At 42.9% G+C, this 23309-nt stretch carries 21 protein-coding genes; 2 read left to right on the top strand and 19 right to left on the bottom strand.

The window, feature by feature from the left end:
- Window positions 1-25: 25 nt before the first annotated feature.
- A complete protein-coding gene (locus EEL30_16145) occupies window positions 26-781 on the top strand; it encodes an IclR family transcriptional regulator (protein QDX93692.1) in 756 nt (251 codons plus the stop codon).
- Window positions 782-879: 98 nt separating this feature from the next.
- Here the strand turns inward: EEL30_16145 and EEL30_16140 are convergent, their stop codons facing one another.
- From EEL30_16140 to EEL30_16105, 8 genes are all read right to left on the bottom strand, one after another.
- Window positions 880-1689: a purine-nucleoside phosphorylase gene (locus EEL30_16140; GenBank protein QDX93691.1), complete on the bottom strand. Its 810-nt coding sequence runs from the start codon at window positions 1687-1689 to the stop codon at window positions 880-882.
- Between the two features lie 13 nt (window positions 1690-1702).
- Window positions 1703-2878, bottom strand: coding sequence for a phosphopentomutase (deoB, locus tag EEL30_16135; protein ID QDX93690.1), 1176 nt, complete (start codon window positions 2876-2878; stop codon window positions 1703-1705).
- Between the two features lie 57 nt (window positions 2879-2935).
- On the bottom strand, window positions 2936-3823 hold the full coding sequence (xerD, locus tag EEL30_16130; GenBank protein QDX93689.1) for a site-specific tyrosine recombinase XerD: 888 nt from the start codon (window positions 3821-3823) through the stop codon (window positions 2936-2938).
- An 82-nt stretch (window positions 3824-3905) separates the two neighbouring features.
- Window positions 3906-4145: a DUF4227 family protein gene (locus tag EEL30_16125; protein ID QDX93688.1), complete on the bottom strand. Its 240-nt coding sequence runs from the start codon at window positions 4143-4145 to the stop codon at window positions 3906-3908.
- Window positions 4146-4251: 106 nt separating this feature from the next.
- Window positions 4252-4713, bottom strand: a complete 462-nt coding sequence (locus EEL30_16120) for a transcriptional repressor (protein ID QDX93687.1) — start codon at window positions 4711-4713, stop codon at window positions 4252-4254.
- 94 nt (window positions 4714-4807) lie between these two features.
- Window positions 4808-5434, bottom strand: coding sequence for a stage II sporulation protein M (gene spoIIM, locus EEL30_16115; GenBank protein QDX93686.1), 627 nt, complete (start codon window positions 5432-5434; stop codon window positions 4808-4810).
- Between the two features lie 76 nt (window positions 5435-5510).
- Window positions 5511-6692 (bottom strand): TIGR00375 family protein, encoded by a 1182-nt coding sequence (locus EEL30_16110; GenBank protein ID QDX93685.1) that lies wholly within the window; start codon window positions 6690-6692, stop codon window positions 5511-5513.
- Between the two features lie 2 nt (window positions 6693-6694).
- On the bottom strand, window positions 6695-7258 hold the full coding sequence (locus EEL30_16105; GenBank protein ID QDX93684.1) for an NUDIX hydrolase: 564 nt from the start codon (window positions 7256-7258) through the stop codon (window positions 6695-6697).
- Window positions 7259-7564: 306 nt separating this feature from the next.
- Here EEL30_16105 and mciZ point away from each other — a divergent pair, with 306 nt between their 5' ends.
- Window positions 7565-7696 (top strand): Z-ring formation inhibitor MciZ, encoded by a 132-nt coding sequence (gene mciZ, locus EEL30_16100; GenBank protein ID QDX93683.1) that lies wholly within the window; start codon window positions 7565-7567, stop codon window positions 7694-7696.
- A gap of 8 nt (window positions 7697-7704) precedes the next feature.
- Here mciZ and EEL30_16095 read toward each other — a convergent pair whose 3' ends face one another.
- The 11 genes from EEL30_16095 to EEL30_16045 form a co-directional block, all read right to left on the bottom strand.
- Window positions 7705-8814: a DUF3866 family protein gene (locus tag EEL30_16095; GenBank protein ID QDX93682.1), complete on the bottom strand. Its 1110-nt coding sequence runs from the start codon at window positions 8812-8814 to the stop codon at window positions 7705-7707.
- 146 nt (window positions 8815-8960) lie between these two features.
- Window positions 8961-10082, bottom strand: a complete 1122-nt coding sequence (locus EEL30_16090) for a M20/M25/M40 family metallo-hydrolase (protein ID QDX95790.1) — start codon at window positions 10080-10082, stop codon at window positions 8961-8963.
- Between the two features lie 102 nt (window positions 10083-10184).
- Window positions 10185-11741 carry a methylmalonyl-CoA carboxyltransferase gene (locus EEL30_16085; protein QDX93681.1) on the bottom strand — a complete coding sequence of 519 codons (1557 nt, stop codon included), beginning with the start codon at window positions 11739-11741 and terminating at the stop codon, window positions 10185-10187.
- Window positions 11734-12576 carry a methylmalonyl-CoA epimerase gene (mce, locus tag EEL30_16080; GenBank protein QDX93680.1) on the bottom strand — a complete coding sequence of 281 codons (843 nt, stop codon included), beginning with the start codon at window positions 12574-12576 and terminating at the stop codon, window positions 11734-11736. The genes EEL30_16085 and mce overlap by 8 nt, the downstream gene beginning before the upstream one ends.
- Window positions 12577-12601: 25 nt before the next feature.
- Window positions 12602-14254: a methylmalonyl-CoA mutase gene (locus EEL30_16075; GenBank protein QDX93679.1), complete on the bottom strand. Its 1653-nt coding sequence runs from the start codon at window positions 14252-14254 to the stop codon at window positions 12602-12604.
- Between the two features lie 394 nt (window positions 14255-14648).
- Complete coding sequence (locus tag EEL30_16070; GenBank protein QDX93678.1) at window positions 14649-16694, bottom strand: copper amine oxidase N-terminal domain-containing protein; 2046 nt, start codon at window positions 16692-16694, stop codon at window positions 14649-14651.
- Between the two features lie 226 nt (window positions 16695-16920).
- A complete protein-coding gene (locus tag EEL30_16065) occupies window positions 16921-18318 on the bottom strand; it encodes a 2-oxo acid dehydrogenase subunit E2 (protein QDX93677.1) in 1398 nt (465 codons plus the stop codon).
- An 18-nt stretch (window positions 18319-18336) separates the two neighbouring features.
- Complete coding sequence (locus EEL30_16060) at window positions 18337-19320, bottom strand: alpha-ketoacid dehydrogenase subunit beta (GenBank protein ID QDX93676.1); 984 nt, start codon at window positions 19318-19320, stop codon at window positions 18337-18339.
- A 12-nt stretch (window positions 19321-19332) separates the two neighbouring features.
- Complete coding sequence (locus EEL30_16055) at window positions 19333-20325, bottom strand: thiamine pyrophosphate-dependent dehydrogenase E1 component subunit alpha (protein QDX93675.1); 993 nt, start codon at window positions 20323-20325, stop codon at window positions 19333-19335.
- An 18-nt stretch (window positions 20326-20343) separates the two neighbouring features.
- Window positions 20344-21765, bottom strand: coding sequence for a dihydrolipoyl dehydrogenase (lpdA, locus tag EEL30_16050; protein ID QDX93674.1), 1422 nt, complete (start codon window positions 21763-21765; stop codon window positions 20344-20346).
- A 256-nt stretch (window positions 21766-22021) separates the two neighbouring features.
- Window positions 22022-23113, bottom strand: a complete 1092-nt coding sequence (locus EEL30_16045) for a Glu/Leu/Phe/Val dehydrogenase (protein QDX93673.1) — start codon at window positions 23111-23113, stop codon at window positions 22022-22024.
- Between the last annotated feature and the right edge of the window lie 196 nt (window positions 23114-23309).

The raw sequence follows: 23309 nt of genomic DNA, 5'->3' as shown, positions 1-23309 counted from the left end.
CTTTTCATAGGAAAGGAATAATCGGATGGACAACTTCTTATCTTCCGTAAAAAAAAGCTGTCATCTCATGCAACTCTTTCTGGATTCTCCTAAGGAATTAGGCGTAACAGAGATAAGTAAGACACTGGCGATGTCCAAAAGTGCCGTACATAAATTACTGACAACTCTAGAAAGCGAAGGCTTTATACGCCAAAATCAAAAAACCAAGCAGTATTCACTTGGTTATACCCTACTTGAATTAGGCACAAAGGTATTACGCGATCACGATACAGTTGAATATGCTAAACCCCATGTACAAGAGCTGGCGGAACAGACCAAAGAATTGGTATGTCTCTGCATCATGGATGGTAGAGATGCCATTTATGTGGACAAAATAGATTCCCAATATCCTATCCGGTTTACCGTCGATGCTCATCGTCGCTTCCCCTTGTATGCGACCAGTAGTGCTCGTTGCTTGCTGGCATATCAATCAGAGACTTTCATTGATGAAATTCTGGCAACTGGCCTAAAAGCATATACACCACAATCACTTACTTCTTCTGAGGAAATGAAGCAGCGTCTGACAACTATCAAACAAAATGGCTATGAAGTTAGTTCTAATCTGCGTAACATTGGTGTAACAGCTATTGCAGCACCTATTTTCGATGCAACTGGTCAGGCTATCGCTTCTATCAGCCTGATCGGTCCTTCTGAGCGTATGCTTCCCTATATGGATGCTTTTCAGCAAAAAGTGTTGCGAACCGTCTCTCAGTTATCGCTTGGTCTAGGTTATCACCAATAACGTACAAAAATCCCTTTGGCTCTTGTTGTCCAAAGGGATTTTTCTATGTTACCTATCAAGCATACCTTGCGTTCCACTAATAGGCATGCCATGTATTTTTAGATCTTTTCTATAACACCTTTTACTAAAGAAAGAAACTCTGCTTTCACTTTCTCAGTCGTCTCCATTACCTCATCATGGGATAATGGTTGATCAAGTATTCCTGCCGCCATGTTGCTGATGCAAGAAATACCTAGAACCTCTACGTTCATATGACGGGCCACAATTACTTCTGGTACTGTGGACATTCCAACAGCATCCCCGCCTAAAATACGCAACATACGAATCTCAGCAGGAGTTTCATAGGATGGACCTAGTAGCCCTGCATACACGCCCTCTTGCAATTGGATCCCTAATGTAGCTGCTATCTCTTTAGAGAGCCCACGCAAGCGTTTCGAGTAAGCTTCAGACATATCAGGGAAGCGAGCACCTAAAGACTCATCATTTTCACCGATCAGTGGATTACGATATGTCAGATTTAGATGATCAGAAATTAACATCAGATTACCTGGCTGATAGGATTCATTGACGCCACCTGCCGCGTTTGTCACGATAATAGTTTCTACACCAATCGCCTTCATAACACGAATCGGGAATACAACAGCTTCCAAATCATGACCTTCATAGTAATGAAAGCGACCTTGCATCGCTACTACCTGCTTGCCCTTCAATTTCCCAATAACCAATTGCCCTTTATGTCCGACTACTGTTGACTTCGTAAAATGAGGAATCTCGTCGTATGAAATAATGGTAGCTTCTTCAATTTCTTCTGCCAAAACGCCTAAACCGGAGCCTAAAACCAAACCGATTGTTGGCCTTTCAGTCAGCTTTTCCTCAATAAACGCTTTTGCTTCAAGAATTTTGGACATGTATGCTCTCCCCCTACAATTGAGCTAAGAAACTTTGGCCGATTTTCGGCATTTTTACTTCGAAGTTCTCGGCAATGGTTGCACCTAAGTCAGCAAATGTTTCACGTACACCTAGATTTTTGCCTGTCTCCAAATTTTTATAGAAAGCCAATACAGGAACATATTCACGTGTATGATCAGTACCATGGTGTGTTGGATCATTTCCGTGGTCAGCTGTAATGATAAGCAAGTCATTTTCTTTCAAGGCAGCCAATAATTCTGGAATGCGTGCATCAAATTCCATTAAGGCTTTTCCGTACCCTTCTGGATCACGACGATGACCGTATTTGGCATCGAAATCAACCAGATTTACGAAACTAAGCCCGGTAAAGGATTCTTGCATGCTTTGAAGCATTTTATCTACTCCATCCATGTTATCTTTGGAACGAACCTCTTTACTTACGCCCTCTTCCGCATAGATATCAGAAATTTTACCAATAGCGATAGATGTTAATCCCGCATCCACAAGGTTGTTCATGACAGTTTTATCAAATGGCTTTACAGAGTAGTCATGGCGGTTAGAAGTACGCTCGAATGCACCTGCTTTTCCTAAGAACGGACGAGCAATGACACGTGTAACCGCATATTCGTCACGCAATGTTAGTTCACGAGCAACCTCACAAATGTTGTATTGCTCTTCTAACGGGACGATCTCTTCATGAGCAGCAACTTGGAATACGCTATCAGCAGACGTATACACAATCACTGCACCTGTTTTCATATGCTCTTCGCCCAGTTCATCTAAGATTTCAGTTCCGGACGCTACCTTATTTCCAAGGACCTTACGTCCTATGCGTTGCTCGAATTCCTCAATTAATTCTTGCGGAAATCCGTCTGGATATGTATTAAACGGAGTAGATACATGCAAGCCCATAATTTCCCAATGACCTGTTGTTGTATCTTTACCCATGGAGATTTCTTTCATTTTGCCGTAATGTGCCTGAGGTGCAGTTACAGCTGGTACGTTATGTAGAGGAGCAATGTTCCCCAGACCCAATTCTGCAAGATGCGGCAGAGCAAATCCTTCTACCTTTTGTGCGATATGACCAAGTGTATGAGAGCCTTCGTCATTAAATCTCTTAGCATCTGGCAATTCACCAATTCCAACACTATCCATCACAATTAAAAATACACGTGAAAAACGCTTCATTTGTCTGTTCCTCCTTATGCACTTGAAGTCTGCCTTGTAAAGTGTACGTTCATCTCTTTAGGCACGAGGATGTGTTTTAGCATATACATCTTTGATGCGCGTACGCGTTACATGCGTATAAATTTGTGTTGTAGAAATATCGGCATGTCCCAGCATTTCTTGTACAGATCGTAAATCTGCGCCATTTTCCAAAAGATGTGTTGCAAAGGAGTGTCGCAAGGTATGCGGAGTAATCTCCTTTTGAATTCCCTCTTGTAAGGCATATTTTTTAATAATTTTCCAAAAACCTTGGCGCGTAATCTGTGTGCCTAAATGATTTAAAAACAACGCCTGATCCGAACTAGCCTTAACAAGCTGAGGACGTCCCCGCTCTAAGTAGTTACGGATGACTTGAATTGCAATGCTACCAAGCGGAATCATACGCTCTTTAGAGCCTTTCCCCATACATTTAACAAAGCCCATGTCCAGATTAATATCCCCCAGTTGTAAGGATACTAACTCAGAAACACGAATTCCGGTCGCATACAGTAATTCTAGCATGGCCTTATCACGATATGCTATGGGCACATTTCCTTTTGGACCATCTAATAGACGCTCTACTTCTTCTACGGACAACACCTTAGGCAGCCTTTTCTCGATTTTGGGTGTCTCCAGATGAATAGATGGATCAGTCGTCATATGACGGTCTCGAACCAAGAATTGATAAAAAGCACGAATGGAGGCCATATTCCTAGATAACGTAGCCGTAGCCCGTCCTTTTTCTTGAAGCATTAAAAGATAGCCAACGATATGAGTACGCGTGGTATCTTCTACCTTGCTGATTCCCTGGTCGCTTAAATAGGCAGCGTACATTACCAAGTCATGTTGATAAGATTCCAACGTATTTACTGCAAGTCCTTTTTCTACTGCTAGAAAGTGGGTGAATTGATCGATTAGCGTATCCATGAAGCCACTTCTCCTCCTGGATTAATTATACCAGAGCGGTACCTTATACCTTTCAACAGCGTACTTTCAAAATCCTGCTTTCTCATTCCCCTTCCGAGAAAAAAAGCTGAAGGCGCTCCAAATACCAGTCCCACTCAGAGACGGGTTTATTGTCTAGCCATTTTACCACCTTAACGGCATTCCCTGAAGGTTCCCGATATGGATTCGCCGGCAAAATATGGTGTGATAAGTAGGATACTACTCCATAACTGAACAAGGAACAAGTGACAAAAAGTAAAAAGAATCGAATTAATTCCATAAATCGTCGAAATGGAAAACTCATTACAACAACCCCTTGTGCACGGTTGTTGTTATTTTATGCCTTCTTGTCCCATTTCATGACCCATTCTTGCATAAGAAAAAACTTCTCCTTAACTATGGAGAAGTTCTTACTTGTAGTCTTCCAAATTAACTTTATCAAGACAACGATGGCAGATTCCATAAAAACTGAGTCGGTGATCCGTAATAGCAAATTTGTAGTCCGATTTTACCTTCTCTTCTGTTCCCACTAACAAATCTTCAAATATCTCATCCACCGTCCCACAATGCAAGCAAATCAAGTGATGGTGGTGATGTTTAGCATTGTCATCACGGAGGTCATAACGTGCTACACCGTCGCCAAAGTTCATTTTATGGATAATCCGCAACTCACTCAATAGCTCCAAGGTGCGATACACCGTAGCCAAGCCAATTTCTGGAGCTTTGTCTTTTACCTTTAAATAGACATCCTCAGCACTAAGATGATCTGCCTCATTCTCCAGTAAGACACGAACTGTAGCTTCGCGTTGCGGAGTCAATTTATAGTGGTGCGAATGTAATTGTTGCTTTATCTTTTCTATTTTTTCTTCCATGTATGCCCCTCCCCGTTCGCATCAAACCTGTACTTATTATAGAGGAGAGAAATCTATTTAGTCAAATACATAAGTTATTATCTTATAATTATTCTTAATTAATGGCGTACTGCATCAATAATGGGGACAAAAAAGTCTCCAATAAAGCTGCCGCTGTCATGATTACAAACATGCCTCCCACCAAAATTGAATAATTAGCAAAGTGCGGCATAATGCTATCTCGACGTGTTACTAATCTAGTGCGAATCAAGCGAAGAGAGAATGAAATACCTGCAACTCCCGCAATTAGCATAGCCGGTACAACTAGCATGTTTTGTGGAAGGACGCCAAGCAAAGCAAACGTCACTCCCTTCCACTGTAATTCTCCCACCAAAAAACCAACAGTAAAGCCTACGATGATTCCTTTGAGAAATAATAAAAGTAAGATCATAGGCAATCCAATAATCGACATACCCAGTACCCACAGAATCAAGATTGTTTTTAAATGATATCCGAACGCTTGTTGAAAATGTAAAGAGGAGTCAGTTATTCCGCTCTTGTCAAAGGTAGTAAAAAAATAATTGAGAAAGCCGAGCAATTCTTGTCGCTGTAACAAATCAAGCGAGTTGACAAGCACAGCTCCAAAAATAATACCCATGGTGAACAAGACAATGGTAAATAAAAAGAGGGACTGATTTTCTTTCAAATAAAGTTGGATGCCAAGTCCAAAGCGGTTACGCAAGACGGCCCCCTCCTTGGTTGCCAGGATACTTGCATTCTATGCACCGCTTGTCTATACTATGACTTTTAAAAAACGTCTACTCCCCTATTTCTCCAATTACCTTTCCATAAATCCCTGCTCTACCGGCTTGAATCAATAGCTCTCCACGCCTTGCTTTTAGAATCAGACTAGTGACTTTCTCACCTAAAACGCGACGCAAAGTTTCCTCATCAGCCCTATGAAGCACATCCATCTCCGTTCCAATTTGTTCATACATTTTTTGCCGCAATTTTGGTCCCACACCTGGTAAAAACTCCAACGGAATCTGTTCCACATAAGGAGGTCGGTGTGGAGGATGAACCCCTACTGGTATATCAGCCAACTGCTCAATACGTTGACTAACACCTCTCACCATCCGTTTATACCCACACGCAGGGCATCTGCCAACATCATTTTCGCTCTCCATGGAACCGCATCCTTGACAAGCGGTTTGGTGATACTTCCCTAGCTGCGGAGATAGCCCGTAGTTGCATTCGACTCTTCTTTGCTTCTCGCGTCGCATCGCCATGACCCACTCTTGATAGCTTGGTTCCTTTTGCAAAATCACTTGATATTCCCTGCCGATTTTAACTAATGAATGAGCGTCTGAATTTGTTACAAAAGTTTTTCCGTGCAATTCCTGTAATCGATCTGCCATGTCAGTATTTGCACTTAATCCTAGCTCTACCGCATAAATAAAAGTAGGATCAGCAACCTCGCTAAGGTGGTCTGTACAACTGCCGTAGAGGCCTTTATGAGGCGTAAATATGTGGGCCGGGATCATCAGCCCGTCATGCTGATAAACAAAGTTCTGAAGCTCCCGGAGCCTTGTATACACGCGCTGTGAACTAAGGTGTACATTCTTGCAACGAACAGCCAACCATTCTGTGAACAGACGCATTCGACGCAAATCAGGCATATAGCACAAAAAATGAGCTTCTCCCCGGTCTGGTTCCTTAATCTCAAGCTCACAGCCAAGCAATAGCATCGTTCGTTTATAATGAATTCCTCCATCGGGATGAGCAACCGCTATTTTTCGATCAATTAATTCTTGCAATTCAGCTTGTACCTCAGGAGCATGCGCATCAATAACACCAATTATTTCCATCCCTTTACGCTCGGAAGCCTCCTCCAAAATACTTTGTAGAGTCATTTTTCGGGAGGCCGTGATTTTAACCGCTTTACCTGACATTGTTCCGCCAATGTGAATATGTAAATCTGCAAAAATAGATGTTAGCATAACTACAAGCGCTGATTCATACGCTCATTTTCCAAAACAAATAACGCAAGAACGGTTTTAGCGTCTCGAATCTCCCCAGCTTCGTGCAGTTGTCTAGCTTCTTCTAGTGTCACGTACATAACCTCAACAAATTCATCTTCATCAGGATTACACTCTCCTGCAGTCAGTCCTGTAGCCATATATAGGTGTAATAATTCATCCGCAAACCCCGGAGAGGTATAAAACGAACTGATATGTTTATATTCCTTGGCTTTGTAGCCCGTTTCTTCTTCCAATTCACGTTTAGCGCATTCTAGTGGATCTTCTCCCCGCTCTAACTTGCCAGCAGGAATTTCTACAATCGAGCGCTCCAATGGCTTACGAAATTGACGTACGACAATCAGTTTCCCATCCTCCGTGATCGGCATAACAGCTACGGCGCCTTGATGTTTAACAATTTCTCGCTGAGATGTATGGCCATTTGGTAATTCTACCTCATCGACCTGAACCGAAATAATTTTGCCATCATAGATTTTTTTCGTAGAGATCGTTTTTTCATATAACGAATCGTGCTGAGCTTGTATCATGGATGGTTCCTCCTTAAATTAACAATGTTTTGTGACTGTCTGTTGTAGAACATACTTATCATGAAATACCTCTTTATTTCTTGAACAGCCTGATTTTTAGTTCTACATTTAAACCACTCTCCATATCTTAGCATCAAGAACAGCTTGTACAACCCTTTCTCAAAAACTCCCCTTGAACCGTAGACCTCAAAACTCATTCTCGTTAGGTGGACGGCGGTTCTTTGGAGAAGCACTTGCAAAAGAAAGTTGTTCGGTTGTACAGGTAGCAGCTACTGCTATTACTAAGATACGAGGGGGAAATCTTAGATGAAGTTATATACAGATCTGAAACAAATACGTTTAGTCGGTAAAGCAAACGAAATACAGGCCGCTCTGCGAGAATTATCTGTGCAGCCCATCACGTTACAGGCCTATTTACAACAAACGAATAAACAATAACCTAAAACTCACACCTTTTCTATAAGCTGCCGTATCCAGTAGGCGGCTTTTGCCATTGCATCTGCTGTTAGAAAAGGACTTGGATCTTCTTTCCAATTTCGCCCCATCGAGGAAAGATTCACTAAGTGGTGTCGCTCATACAAGCTAGCAAGATCAGATACCGTCCCTGCTCTTTCTCTTAGGATGATATGTTTTCGTGACAAGGATGACTGCTCTACCTGCTGATCTATGCGTTGATCACGCTCATCTCCAAACACGGGTATAGGTAGAATAATAGGACGAAGCATAAATCGCTTTAACAAGGTCGTTGTATGATGACTAATTCCATGGTGCCTGTCTCGCCTATCTCCAAAACTAATTCTCGGCAAAAAAAGCGGTGCCCCTCCTAATATATCCACATGGTGTAAAACATCGGCTATTTGCAATCCTGTAAAGCCATAAGGCGTACCAGTACCTACTCCCCCAGGTCCCGATGCACAAATAATCCAATCAGCCTGATATACATGTTTAGCCGCTAATAAGCCTGTCACGGTATTGACGCACTCTCCATCCCCCCCAAAAGCTTGACCAGTAGTAATCGTAGCCTGTAAATAGTTATTGCTTACAAGCCAGTGGACATGCTGTGAAAGTGAGATTGGCAGTGCGGCATGATCCGTCATTACATACACAATACGTGCTTCCGGCATCAATTCTTTTAATCTGATGCACAAAGCAGGCAGCATACTATGTAGCTCTGCAACAATCACCAGGCTACCGGCTAAAGACAAATCCTCCTGCATAAATAGCTCATGATACGGGCTCGCTTGTTCCTCCAACGAATCTACTGCCACCTGCAAAGGAGTATAGCGCATTTTCATAATATGCCCGTATTTTGTTGGGTAATGTTCCCTATTACAAAAAGGTTCCTGAGCCACAATGAAGTCTGTTCCACCTGTTCCTAATGTTAATTTCGTCGCTGTCACATTAAGTAACACCGTTTGCCCTACCCATAGATCGTCATGATATCCATAATAAATAGCACGTTGTGTTATACCATCTGCTCGTTGGACCACTACTTCAGTAAGTCCCCTCCGTTGCTCCACACATGCAAGAATATGTCCCGCCATCATTTGTTGCATCATCTTCATCCCCATTATTTTCATTTCATTAGGAAAATCAAAGATGGAACTGCGCTTGATACATGCATATGCTCTTTGTTCTTCAAACTTTCTGATACGACAAAAAAGAGCTTGGCACCATAGCCAAACTCTCTTCATCTTCTGCTTTATTCTACACACTCAGCGATAACAGCTAGTACCAATTCAGACGCCTTGTACAATTCTTCTATAGGCATCCGTTCATTTTTTGTATGTATCTCTTCATACCCGATACCAAAGTTAACAGAAGGGATACCGTGTCCGTTAAATACGTTACCGTCGCTACCGCCACCACTACTTGTTAGTTTCGGCTCACGACCTACGCGCTTAACAGCGGCAATCGCCTTTTGCAACACAGGGGTGCTCTCATCAAATTTATAGCCGGAATACATAAACTTCACATCATTTTCGCAAGTAGCCCCTAGTTCGGAAGCGACTTCCTCAAATGCACTCGTCATTTTCTTCACTTGTACTTCTAGCTTTTCATTTACCATACTGCGTGCCTCTGACCAAATCTCTACGTAATCTGTTACGATATTGTAGGCACGACCACCTTCAAAACGACCAATGTTTGCAGTCGTATCTTCGTCAATACGTCCAAGCGGCATACGCGAAATAGCCTTGCTAGCAACAGTGATAGCACTCACACCATCTTCCGGATTAACGCCAGCATGAGCAGCTTTTCCATGAATTTTGGTAACAACGCGATATTGACCAGCTCCAGCCTTGACGATCTCGCCCACTTTACCTGTGGAATCCAAAATGAAGCCCATCTCTGCCTTTAACTTGCTTGCATCCATATGACGGGAGCCCACTAGGCCAGATTCCTCGCCTACGGTCAATACAACCTGAATAGATGGATGAGGTAAGTTCTGTTCTTTTAACGTACGGATCGCTTCAAAGATCGCAGCGATACCTGCTTTGTCATCAGCACCCAGAATCGTCGTGCCATCCGTTACCACATAACCATCTTTAATAGAAGGCTTTACACCTTTACCTGGAACGACGGTATCCATGTGACTGCTAAACAGAATAGCAGTACCCTTTGCAGTACCTTCTAGGGTAGCAAACAGGTTGTTCGCGCTATGTTCTGTTTTTGAGGCAACATCATCTTCCTCTACAGAAAAGCCCAAGCTCGCTAATTTATCCTTCAATACTTCGGCAATCACTGCTTCTTCTTTTGTTTCACTGTCAATTTGGACTAGTTCCAAAAACTCTGCAAGAATACGTTCTTGATTAATCACATTGATTTCCTCCGTTCCCAATTCTCTATGTATCACTATTTAGTATACCGTAAAAAAGTAAGTCTGTACTATTCCAGGCAGAACTTTTTTCTTTCCTATTCACAGGAATTACAATGGAATATTACCATGTTTTTTAGCCGGTCTCTCTTCTTGTTTTGTCTTTAGCATGTCCAGGGAATGAATGAGATATTTTCGTGTCTCCCGTGGATCAATAATATCATCTACCATGCCATGCTCAGCTGCTACATAAGGATTGGCGAATTTTTCACGATATTCAGTAATTTTCTGTTGTCTTGTACCCAGAGCATCTTCACTTTTCTCGATTTCTTTAGCGAAAATGACATTAGCTGCCCCCTCCGGACCCATTACCGCTATCTCAGCATTAGGCCAAGCATATACCACATCTGCACCGATCGCTTTGGAATTAAGCGCTACATAAGCACCACCGTATGCTTTGCGAGTAATGACACTAATTTTTGGTACAGTTGCTTCTGAGTACGCAAACAAAATTTTAGCCCCATGCCGAATAATGCCTCCGTGCTCCTGATTTACTCCGGGGAAAAAGCCTGTCACGTCAACAAAGGTAACTAACGGAATTTTAAAGCAATCACATGTACGGATAAAACGTGCCAATTTATCAGAGGAATCAATGTCAAGTCCACCTGCCATCACTTTGGGCTGATTAGCAATGAAACCTACAGGCTGGCCTTTTAGACGCCCAAAACCAACTACTACATTTCGTGCAAACTGTGATTGAATCTCCATAAAATCGCCATCGTCAACGATAAGGGTGAGTACCTTTTTCACATCATATACTTTCGTTCCAGCGACTGGGACAATGTCGAGCATCTCTTCCAGCCAATTACCTTCCTCCCCATTAAACGGGATAACTGGAGGCTCTTCACGGTGATTTTGGGGCAAAAACTGCAACAAACGACGGACTTCTTCCAGGACTTCCGCCTCCGTTTCCGACGTAAAATGAGCCACTCCACTTATACTGGAATGAACCTTTGCTCCCCCAAGATCTTCACTGGAAATCTTCTCTCCCGTCACGGTTTCAATTACCTTGGGACCGGTGATAAACATCTGTGAGGTCTTCTCTACCATGAACACAAAATCTGTAATAGCAGGCGAATAGACGGCACCTCCTGCACAAGGACCAAGAATAACAGAAATCTGCGGAATAACACCTGAATAGATAGAATTACGATAGAATATATGCCCGTAGCCATCTAGAGAGACTACCCCTTCTTGGATACGAGCTCCTCCAGAATCATTTAAACCTATAATGGGAGCTCCATTTTTTGCAGCCAAATCCATAATATTGGCAATTTTCTTAGCGTGCATTTCACCTAATGCACCGCCAAATACAGTAAAATCTTGGGCAAACACATAGATCATTCGCCCATGAACTTTACCATATCCTGTCACGACTCCCTCTCCAGGTGCTTCCAAGCGATCCAAACCAAACAAATGACTACGATGCTTTACGAACGGCTGTAGCTCTACAAAAGTTCCTGTATCTACTAACAGATCAATTCTTTCACGAGCAGTCAGCTTCCCCCGCTTATGCTGGGCTTCGATTCGTTCATCTCCACCGCCCAACTCCACTTTATTTTTCCGCTCGTAAAGCTCGTCAATCTTAGCGTATATGTCATTATTCATCTGCCAGTTCCCCCTTTTGCTGTTCGTACTGACATAGCTCGAACAATACGCCATTCGCTGCTTTTGGATGTAAAAAGGCAATTTGTGCTCCATGTGCGCCTTGCTTAGCCTGTTCATGAACGAGCTGCACACCATGTTGTTTAAACTGACGTAATCGTTCTTGTATATCATCAACATCCAGAGCAATATGATGAATACCCTCGCCTCGTTTGGTAATAAAGGTAGCGATCGGGCTTTCTGGGGAGAGTGGCTCTAATAGTTCTAGATTGGTTTCCCCGATTTGCAGAAATGCAACCTCTACCTGTTCTGACTCCACTTTTTCTCTGCCCTTAAGCTGTAAGCCTAATTGTTGAGTGTAGAAGGGAAGTACCGCTTCAATTGATTGGACTGCAATACCTATATGAGCAATTCGCTTTGGAGTCTCTACCCAACTATCCCTTTTAGGCCTTGCCTGACTTCGAACAAAATCTACAGCTACCTGAGTTGGCGTGCCTGGTGTAAAAATTTCAGCAACCCCATGCTCTTTTAAAAAAGGAATATCCTCTTGCGGAATAACTCCTCCGCCAAATACCATGATATCTTCAGCCTGTTGCTCCCGTAGCAAGCGAATCACTTCAGGAAATAACTCATTATGAGCACCAGATAAACAAGATAACCCAATAAAGTCCACATCCTCCTGAATCGCTGCATGTACAATTTGTGCAGGAGTCTGTCGCAAGCCTGTGTAAACGACCTCCATCCCTGCATCCCGCAAGGATTGGGCAATCACGAGCGCTCCTCGATCATGACCATCCAAGCCTGGCTTTGCTACTAATACGCGTATTTTCTGTTTCATAGTTGGCTCTCCTCCTTCGATGAGATTAAACCGCTCGATACTCTCCAAAAACCTGACGCAAAACGCCACAGATTTCTCCAATCGTGGCATATACGCGCACACAGTCGAGAATATGGGGCATCAAATTATCTGTACCTTCTGCTGCTACCTTTAATCGAGCGAGCGTTTGATCAACTAAAGTGTGATCTCTACGATTGCGTAGGTCTCTAAGCCGCTCTGTCTGTTTTTTCCCTATCGACGGATCAACTCGTAAAAGTTCCGGTTGAGTCTCATGCTCTAAAGTAAAACGATTCATCCCCACTACTACTTCTTCGCCAGACTCAATATTACGTTGTGTTTCATAGGCTTGCTTGTGTATCTCCCGCTGCATATAACCTGCTTCAACAGCGGCTACAGCGCCACCCATCTTCTCGATTTTGTCCATATAAGCAAGAACGCCTTCTTCGATTTCATCTGTTAATGCTTCCACGTAGTACGAGCCTGCCAATGGATCAACCGTATCTGTAACACCGCTTTCATGGGCTATAATCTGCTGGGTGCGCAAGGCAATACGTGCAGAATCCTCTGTTGGTAAAGCAAGTGCTTCGTCGCGGGAATTGGTATGCAAACTCTGCGTGCCACCTAATACAGCTGCCAATGCCTGCAAGGTAACCCGAACGATATTATTATCTGGTTGCTGTGCGGTTAATGTGGATCCGCCTGTTTGTGTATGAACACGGAACTGCCAAGATTTTGGTTGTTTTGCACCATAAGTGTTTCTCATTAGATTTGACCAGATTCTTCTTGCAGCTCTAAATTTTGCGACTTCTTCAAAGAAATGATTATGTGCATTAAAAAAGAAAGATAATTGTGGAGCAAAAAGATCAATATCAAGGCCCGCTTGAAGTGCAGCCTCTACATAAGCCCTTCCATCCGCCAATGTAAAAGCTACCTCTTGCACTGCACTGGAACCTGCCTCTCTTATGTGATAGCCGCTTATGCTAATGGTGTTCCATTTAGGCACATGCTCCGCACAGTAAGAGAAAATGTCTGTAATTAGGCGCATAGATGGCTGCGGTGGAAAAATATATGTTCCTCTGGCGATGTACTCCTTTAAAATGTCATTTTGAATCGTACCGCTTAAAGCATGCGGTGGCGTTCCTTGTTTCTCTGCTACAACGATGTACATAGCTAATAGCACGGAAGCTGGTGCGTTAATGGTCATAGAGGTACTTACTTTATCAAGTGGAATGCCTTGTAATAACGTCTCCATATCTTCCAAGGTGTCAATTGCAACGCCAACCTTGCCCACTTCTCCCACCGACATGGAGTCATCGGAGTCATAGCCAATCTGTGTAGGTAGGTCAAACGCTACGCTAAGTCCAGTCTGTCCCTGTTCTAACAGGTAGCGAAACCGTTTATTTGTCTCTTCTGCTGACCCAAACCCAGCATACTGACGCATCGTCCAAAAGCGACCTCGAAACATAGTAGGTTGAACGCCGCGGGTATATGGATATTCCCCAGGAAGACCGATTTGGTCCATATATGATTGGTCCACTTCTTTTGGCAGATAAAGCCGCTCGACTTCCAAATCAGAAGAAGTGGAAAATCTTTGCTTACGTTCCGGTATTTTTTCGAGCCGCTGGTTCAACCGTTGTTGCCAGTCCTGATAGATTTGGGTAAAATTATGATCAGACACGTGTTCTCCCCCAATGCCAGCATAATGGAAAAATTAAGAATTCTCCTCCATTTTATTCTAGCATAGCCTCGCCGTTTTTCAATCAACGGTATTAGCATTTGTACATTTAACAAATCAAATTCATGTTTAGAAAACTTGGCTTTGCATAACTAGGTACACGTAAAGCCTTGTATCACTTCATTGAACAAATGAAAAGGAGCTGTCTATATTGAAACATCAATCTACCATCGCCAAGATCTTGGTCATTATTCTTGTACTGGCTCTTGTTGTTCCGATGGTTCTTCAGTACGTATAGAAGAAACATATTTGAAAAACTGAAAAAACACCCCCAGTAGAGATGGAAGCAATTGGCTACTCATCTCTGTACTGGGGGTGTTTTAATATGCTATAAGTCTTATTTAAAGATCATGACGCTGGAAGAAGCATTATCCCATGATAAGTTGAAGCGCAAGTTGTCAGTGATTGTACGAATTGGTAACATTGGTACGTTGTTTTTCAATTGTACAGCAGCTGGCATTGTGTAGTTCTTACCATTGATGTTGACAACGTTTGAGCCTACTTTGAAGGTCATCGTTGTGTTGCCATGTTTTACAGTAGCAGCTGCTTTTGTGTATGTTGTGCTTACTTTCAAACCATCACGCACAAATGTTGCAGGTACCATCGTATTACCATTCAACGTGTAAGGTGCTACAGCCAACGGGAATGTTTTACCTTGCGTTTTAAAAGATGCTGTTCCTATTTTGAAGCTGATCCCGTTTTGTGCACCAACCGTTACTTGACGAATGAACAATGGGTTCTTTTCTGCTGATGTATAAACACCTACATTGTAAATGTTAGATGCACCTGGTGTTTGGATTTTTGCATTTTCATTAATAGATACGCTTACCGCTTGACCAGCTGGCAGGTTAACTGCTGGGTAGATAACCAAGTTTTGTCCACGAGTACCAACATAGCTTGGATATGTGCCATTAACAGTCACTGCTGTTGTAGGTATAGTTGTAGGTATACGGAAAGATGTTGGCATAACAACTTCAATATAATCTGCTGTGCTAAGACCAACGCCTAGTGCTTTAATGCCTACAGTCATACCAGTAATTGCGTTAGGATTAGGCTTGCCTAGTGTTACTGTAGCTGTGCTGTTATTAACAGGAATTGCAGGAACCGTTGGATTAGTCGGATTCGTTGGTGTTACTCCTCCAGTTGCTACAGTAAACGATTTAGAACGATAGGTTGTATCCCTATATTTTACAGCCAGATCATAGTTACCTGCTGATGTAGGTACTTTAATGAACGCGTCGTTTTTGAATTCGATACGCGCACGATCTGTACTAGAGAAGTTGTAAGGTGTTGACAAGGTTACTGTACGGCCAGATACACCAACATTTCTCACAAGTGTTCCGTTGATTGTGACAGAAGTGCTAAAAATGAAACCAGGCACCATATCTTGGGTAGGGAATTCTACTATGATATCATCGCCGCTTCTAAGATCATCCTTTAATTTCACTTCCATGGACAAACTTGTGCGCGCTCCTGCATTGCTGTCAGAAAGAGTTACACTGTAATCACCATCTACAGAAGAAGATCCTTTTTTCACTTCAAACTCTTTAGAAACATAGGTCGTATTTTTATAATCTACTTCTACTTTGTAAGAGTCACCGGAAGAAGGATTTTTGATACCAGCATCTTTGTTGAATTTGATTGTTAGCTTGCTATCTCCGTCCGCTTTGGAACTAGGCTTAATTTTAACTGTTCGACCAGAGATCGTAACATCTTTTGGTGAATATCCATTTAATTCAACATCGCTTGTGCTCATTTTGCTAGGTACCATGCTTGAGTTAGGGAATGTCACTTCTACATATTTAGAATCATCTAACTTGTCGTTTAAATCGATTCGGGAAATTTCGAGGGATGTTTTTTCATCTGGATATTTACTTCCCAAGTCAACGGAGAATGCATTTTTCTCCGTACCGCTTTTAGAAGAAGAGCTGCTTTTTCCAATTTTAATCGAATCTTTTGCTTTTCCTTCGCCATCGTCTACAGTAATGTCGTATTCATCGTCATCTTCGGGATTAACGACATCTTTGATAATAATTTCTACATCGTCGCCATCATCAATTTTTTTACCGATTTTAATAGTAATTTTGCCCTTGCTAACAGATACATCTTGTGGTGTACTACCATTCACTTTGATCGAATCTTCATCAACGTCTCTTAAACCAAAATCTGTACCAAAATCTACAGTGATTTTAGCCCCCTTTTTCAAATCGTCTTCTGCTTCGAATTCAAGGGTGTAGGTCGTTGTCTTGTCTGTTTTCGTATCTTTTGCATCCACAGACAAACTTTTCGCAGCATATGTACTCTGTGGAACAGAGACCAAAGGTGTAATTGCTAGAGTCGATGCTAGCAGTAGGAATGCGCCTCTCTTTAGTTGTTTATTCATAATTCTCCTCCTGTTCACTCTCTATTTTTTTTGCCTTTGGAAAATTACAACTCCCTTTAGTATACCAATAATAGTATAGGTAATAGGACAAAGTTGTTGATAACTTTAAGGCATTTTAAAATAGTACCCATTAATTATACGAACAAATCGTGAAAAAGTTACATAAAAAAGCAAAAAAAATGAGGAAGATTACCTATCTTCCTCATTTTTACCATTACATTAAGGCTTAATAAACCTTAGTTTCTGGGCCAATTGCTTCCAGTTTTTCTTTCACACTTTGTAGGAATCGTCCACATACCAGACCATCCAAAACGCGATGATCTAAGGATAAGCATAGGTTAACCATGGAGCGAACAGCAATCATATCGTTAATGACCACTGGACGTTTCACGATGGATTCCACGCTCATAATCGCCGCTTGAGGTGCGTTAATAATTGGTTGAGATAACACGGAACCAAAGGAACCAGTATTGTTTACCGTAAAGGTTCCGCCACTCATATCGTCCATAGTTAATTTGCCTGCTCGTGCTCGGGAGGCCAAATCTTCAATTGATTTTGCAATGCCATACACTGATTTTTGATCAGCATCTTTAATCACTGGTACAAATAAAGCATCGTCGCTCGCCACCGCGATAGAGATGTTCACATTTTTACGAACAATGATTTGATCGCCAGCCCACGATGAGTTAAGCATAGGAAACTCTTTTAAAGCCTCCACCACTGCTTTAATAAAGAATGGCAGGAACGTTAAGGACACGCCTTCTTTTTTCTTAAATTCATCCTTGACGCTATTACGGAAAGTAACTAGATTCGTTGCATCCACTTCAACCATCATCCATGCGTGCGGTGATTCATGCTTACTTTGCACCATGCGAGATGCTATCGTTTTACGAACAGGCGTTACAGGAATAATCTGATCCCCCTGTGCTACAAATACTTGACTTGGAGCAGAAGATGACGCCATTCTGATGCTATTGGACTGCTGAGTTACTGGCGCAGATGATACTTGTGAACTACCTGCTACCATTGTAGAAGGTTGAGAAGTAGTAGCTAGTTGACTATTCATCAACTTGCTCGTATCGGTTGCTTGTAGTAATCCACCATGGTCTATTACCTTTTGTACATCTTTACGCGTAATACGCCCTTCTGAGCCTGTTCCTATGACACGGGTTAGGTCAATATTATGCTCCTGAGCAAGACGCATCACAGCAGGGGAATATCGTTGTTTACTACCGGATTGCGTCTCACTTGCACTTGCCATAGAAACATTATCTGTAGAAGATGGTGTAGTTTGGGTAGCTTTTGGAGCTTGTGGAGCTGTTGATGTTGCAGACTCTTGCAAGCTAGCTTCCACGCTACCAGTTGAGTTGCTGGCACTCCCCGCTCCCTCTTCTTCTATATAAAGTATCAACGTACCAACACTAACCGTTTCTCCTTCAGGAACCACAATCTCCTTAATTCGTCCGGATACAGTGGACGGTACTTCCGCTGTTACTTTATCTGTATTTACTTCAGCTAATGGATCATACTTGTTGACCACATCGCCCACATTAACAAGCCATTTAGTAATGGTACCTTCTGTAACGCTCTCGCCCAATTGTGGCATGAGTACATTCGTTGCCATGGTTCGTCCTCCCTTTGCCTAGAAGTGCGCTAGTTCACGCATTGCTTCCAATACCTTTTCTGGACTTAACATAAAGAATTTCTCCATCGGCGGGCTGTATGGCATTGCCGGTACATCCGGTCCACAAAGGCGCTTGATTGGCGCATCCAAATCAAACAAGCAATGCTCTGCGATAATAGCAGCTACTTCGCCACCAACTCCGCCTTCTTTGTTGTCTTCATGGATGATTAACACTTTACCTGTTTTGGATGCTGCTTCTATGATTGCTTCCTTGTCAAGCGGATAAAGCGTACGCAGGTCAAGGATATGAGCAGAAATACCTTCTTGAGCTAGCTTTTCTGCCGCTTGCAAAGCAAAATGCAAGGTAAGACCATAAGAGATGACAGTAATATCTTCTCCTTCTCGCTTCACATCAGCCTTGCCGATAGGTACTGTGTAATCCTCTTCAGGCACTTCACCTTTAATCAAGCGATAGCAACGCTTATGTTCAAAAAACAGAACTGGATCCTCGTCACGGATAGCTGCTTTTAATAATCCTTTTGCATCATAAGGGGTAGAAGGTACTACTACCTTTAACCCTGGAACGTTAGTAAACATTGCTTCTAAGGATTGAGAATGGTACAAAGCTCCATGAACTCCTCCACCAAATGGAGCTCGCACAGTCAGTGGGCAATTCCAATCATTGTTGGAACGGTAACGCATTTTAGCTGCCTCGGAAACAATTTGGTTCACCGCTGGCAATATGAAATCTGCAAATTGTATTTCTGCAATAGGACGCATGCCTACCGCTGCTGCTCCGATCGCCACACCAACGATAGCTGATTCAGCTAAAGGAGTATCCATAACACGTTGCTCCCCGAACTCTTCAATCATCCCGTTGGACGCACGGAACACACCTCCGCGTACCCCTACGTCTTCTCCCAACAGAAATACTTTGGGATCGCGACGCATTTCTTCCTTCATCGCCATGGTAATTGCATCAATAAAAGAAATGACTGCCATCTTAACTCCCCCTTACGATCCGTATACGTGCGTCAATGTAGATTCTGGCGCTGGATATGATGCTTGTTCTGCGTATTCCGTTGCTTCATCCACGATTGCCTGCACTTCGCTAGAAAGAGCGGACTCTGACTCATCCGTTAAGAGGCCTACCTCTTTTAAATACTGGGCAAAGGTAATGATTGGATCTTGCTTTTTCGCTTCGTCCACTTCTCCACGGTCACGGTATACGCGATCATCATCGTCACTTGAATGAGGCACAAGACGATAGGTTACAGCCTCCACCAAAGTAGGACCTTCTCCAGCTTTTGCTCGATCAACCGCTTCTTTCATCACACGATAAACCTCAATAGGATCGTTACCATCTACGCTAACCCCAGGGAATCCATAACCGATAGCCCGATCTGCCACACTTTCGCAAGCCAATTGCTTTTTCAATGGTACAGAAATGGCATACTTATTGTTTTCACAGAAGAAAATAACCGGCAATTTGTGAACACCCGCAAAGTTAGCTGCTTCATGGAAATCACCTTGGTTGCTAGAACCTTCCCCAAAAGAAGTGAAAACGGCATGATTTTCACCCGTCATTCGACCTGCCAAAGCAATTCCTACAGCATGTGGCACTTGTGTGGTAACCGGACTAGATCCTGTTAGAATACGATACTTCTTGCCACCAAAATGACCTGGCATTTGACGACCACCACTGTTTGGGTCCTCAGCTTTTGCAAAAGCAGACAGCAACGTGTCACGAGCTGTTTGACCAAAGACCATAACCGCTCCAAAATCACGATAGTACGGGCATAAATAATCCTTCTGTTTATCAAAAGCAAAAGCGGCCCCAACCTGAGCGGCTTCTTGACCTTGGCAGGAAATAACGAATGGAACTTTCCCAGCACGGTTTAACAGCCATAAACGCTCATCCACTCTTCTCGACAAGAGCATGAAACGATACATTTCCATCACTTGTTCATCGGTTAAACCCACAGCCTGATGACGATTGTTTGTCATGAGGTTTCCTCCCTGCATTTAAGAATGAATAGCTAGACCTTCAACATCCAGAGCCGCTTCCGCAAAGGCTTCTGACAAAGTCGGATGCGGATGAATCGTATGGGCGATCTCCCAAGGGGTCGCATCAAGTACGCGCGCTAACGCTCCTTCTGAAATCATTTCAGTAACATGCGGTCCAATCATGTGAACACCAAGTACATCATTGGTTTTCTCATCGACAACCAGTTTAACAAAGCCATCGTTTTCTCCAAAAACCAATGCTTTTCCTAATGATTTAAAACTAAATTTCCCTGTTTTAACACTATAGCCTTGTTGCTTAGCCTCTGTCTCACTTAGACCCACACTTGCTACTTCGGGACGACTGTAGGTGCATTTAGAGACCTTCGTCGGATCAAGCGGCTCAATTAAGTGGTTATTCATATGTTCAACTGCCAAAATGCCTTCGTGAGCAGCTACGTGCGCCAATTGAATCCCACCGATCACATCTCCTACTGCATAAATATGCGGTTCAGCTGTTTGATAAGTAGCATTCACGACAATTTGACCCTTCTCTACATTAATCTCCGTTGCTTCTATGCCTAGATTCTCTACATTAGCTTGACGTCCGACAGACAAGAGCATTTTTTCAGCCGTAAAGGTTTGCATGCCCCCATTTACTTCCGCTTGTACACTTACTTGACCTTCTGCCGTATGAGCACTTTCAGACATCACTTTTGCATTTGTCACTATTTTTACTTTCCGTTTTTTAAGTATGCGGGTTAATTCCTTACTGATATCAGCATCTTCAGTTGGCAAAATGCGATCCCCGTACTCAATTACGGTCACATCCACACCAAAATCACTTAACAAAGAAGCCCATTCGATACCAATAACACCACCGCCAACGATGATCATGGAGGCTGGTAATTGCTCCATTTCCAACGCTTCGTCACTCGTCATTATATGTATCCCATCTATGTTTAGGCCTGGTAACAATCGCGGTCTAGAACCAGTCGCAATCAATAAAAAGCGAGGAACGATAATTTCTTGTTCACCATCCGCTGTCTCGATGCGTACAGCACCCGCTTGCGGAGAAAAAATGCTTGGTCCCATCACACGACCAAATCCTTGATATATTTTGATTTTTCCTTTATTCATCAAGTATTCTACGCCTTTATGCAACTGATCTGTAATCGAGCGTTTACGTTGTTGGACCAGTCCAAAATCTAGCTCAACACTCCCCGTACGTACCCCGTATTTCTCACTTTCCTTGATCGTGGCAAAAACCTCGGCGCTACGCAATAATGCTTTGGAAGGTATGCATCCGCGGTGCAGACACGTTCCACCCATTTTATCTTTTTCTACGATGGCAACCGACATGCCTAATTGTGTGGCACGGATCGCCGCCACATAGCCGCCAATTCCTCCACCAAGCACGACAAGATCAAATTCTTGGGACATGTTCACATCTCCTTTACCCTGTAGTAGCTGTGTGTTGCTTTTGCCTTACCGAGACACATTATACCACATTCCATGACCTGGTACTAAAAAAGGAGCTGGATGTGTCAATAAATGGTCCAACTCCTACTCTTTACTCATTTGTTCTGCCTTCTAGTTATAACGTTTTTGGCATGAAGTAGGTAGTGTAGGCAGTACAAGAATCAATAAACATTCTTGCACTACCGTACTACCAATGCTTTTTTCAGTCAAGTGATTCTTACTTTGGCAAGTTTGATTTTGGATCACGCAAAAACGTGTTACGAGATTTTGCTAAACGCGCAATACGCTCTTCTGCCATACGGTCAGCCGCTTTGTATGTTGGAATATTATCGCGATCGGCAATTTCAAACACGCGGTTCATGTTATCGTAAATGGTTTCTACTTTTTTCATCGCACGTTCGCGGTTGTATCCATGCAATTCATCCGCTACGTTGATGACACCACCTGCGTTAATTACATAGTCAGGCGCATAGACGATGCCCATTTCCTGAATAGTGTCACCGTGGCGTTCTTCCTTCAACTGGTTATTAGCCGCTCCCGCAATTACTTTCGCTTTGAATTGCGGAATCGTGTCATCATTGATGATTGCGCCCAGTGCGCAAGGAGAGAAGATATCACATTCAACGCCAAAGATTTCATTGACTCCTACCGCTTTCGCACCAAAGTCTACTACCGCGCGTTGAACATTTTCCATGTTAATATCTGTTACAATCAGGTTTGCCCCTTCTTCATGCAAATAGCGGCACAAGTTGTAAGCAACGTTACCTACCCCTTGAACAGCAATCGTTTTACCGGAGAGATCATCATGACCAAAGCCGCGTTTTGCCGCTGCTTTCATCCCACGATAAACACCGTACGCCGTTACTGGAGAAGGATTACCACCAGATCCAAATGCTGGAGATACACCTGTTACATAATTTGTTTCTTGATAAATTAAATCCATGTCAGCTACAGTCGTGCCTACATCCTCAGCCGTGATATAACGTCCGTTTAAACCTTGAACGAAACGACCAAACGCACGGAATAATTCTTCGCTCTTATCTTTACGCGGATCGCCAATGATAACCGCTTTTCCGCCACCCAAATTAAGTCCTGCTGCTGCAGCTTTGTACGTCATACCACGAGACAAACGAAGCGCATCCTCAATTGCCTCTTCTTCAGAATTGTACATCCACATACGAGTACCACCCAAAGCTGGTCCAAGCGTTGTATCATGAATCACAATAATTGCTTTTAATCCGGAAGTTTCATCCTGGCAAAGCACCAATTGTTCGTAATCGTATTTTTGCAGATAATCAAAGATTTTCATGAGTAGCCCTCCTGCTGTTTCTATTCTATAACGATTTTTGTATAACGATTTTTGGGGTTTGTTGTCATTTCTTGAATTCGCTTACACAACCTACCTACTTACTAAAGCAATAAGCATGCCAACCCATAAGATGATTGTGAACAATTGGTGGAGAGGATGTGAACAACACGGTTTCACTTTCTCTATGATGAAATAT

The sequence above is a fragment of the Brevibacillus laterosporus genome (genome assembly GCA_007833815.1).
Classification (GTDB): Bacteria; Bacillota; Bacilli; order Brevibacillales; family Brevibacillaceae; genus Brevibacillus_B; species Brevibacillus_B laterosporus_D.
The sequence above is the reverse complement of the archived record's forward strand: the minus strand, read 5'-3'. Positions and strand labels throughout refer to the sequence as shown.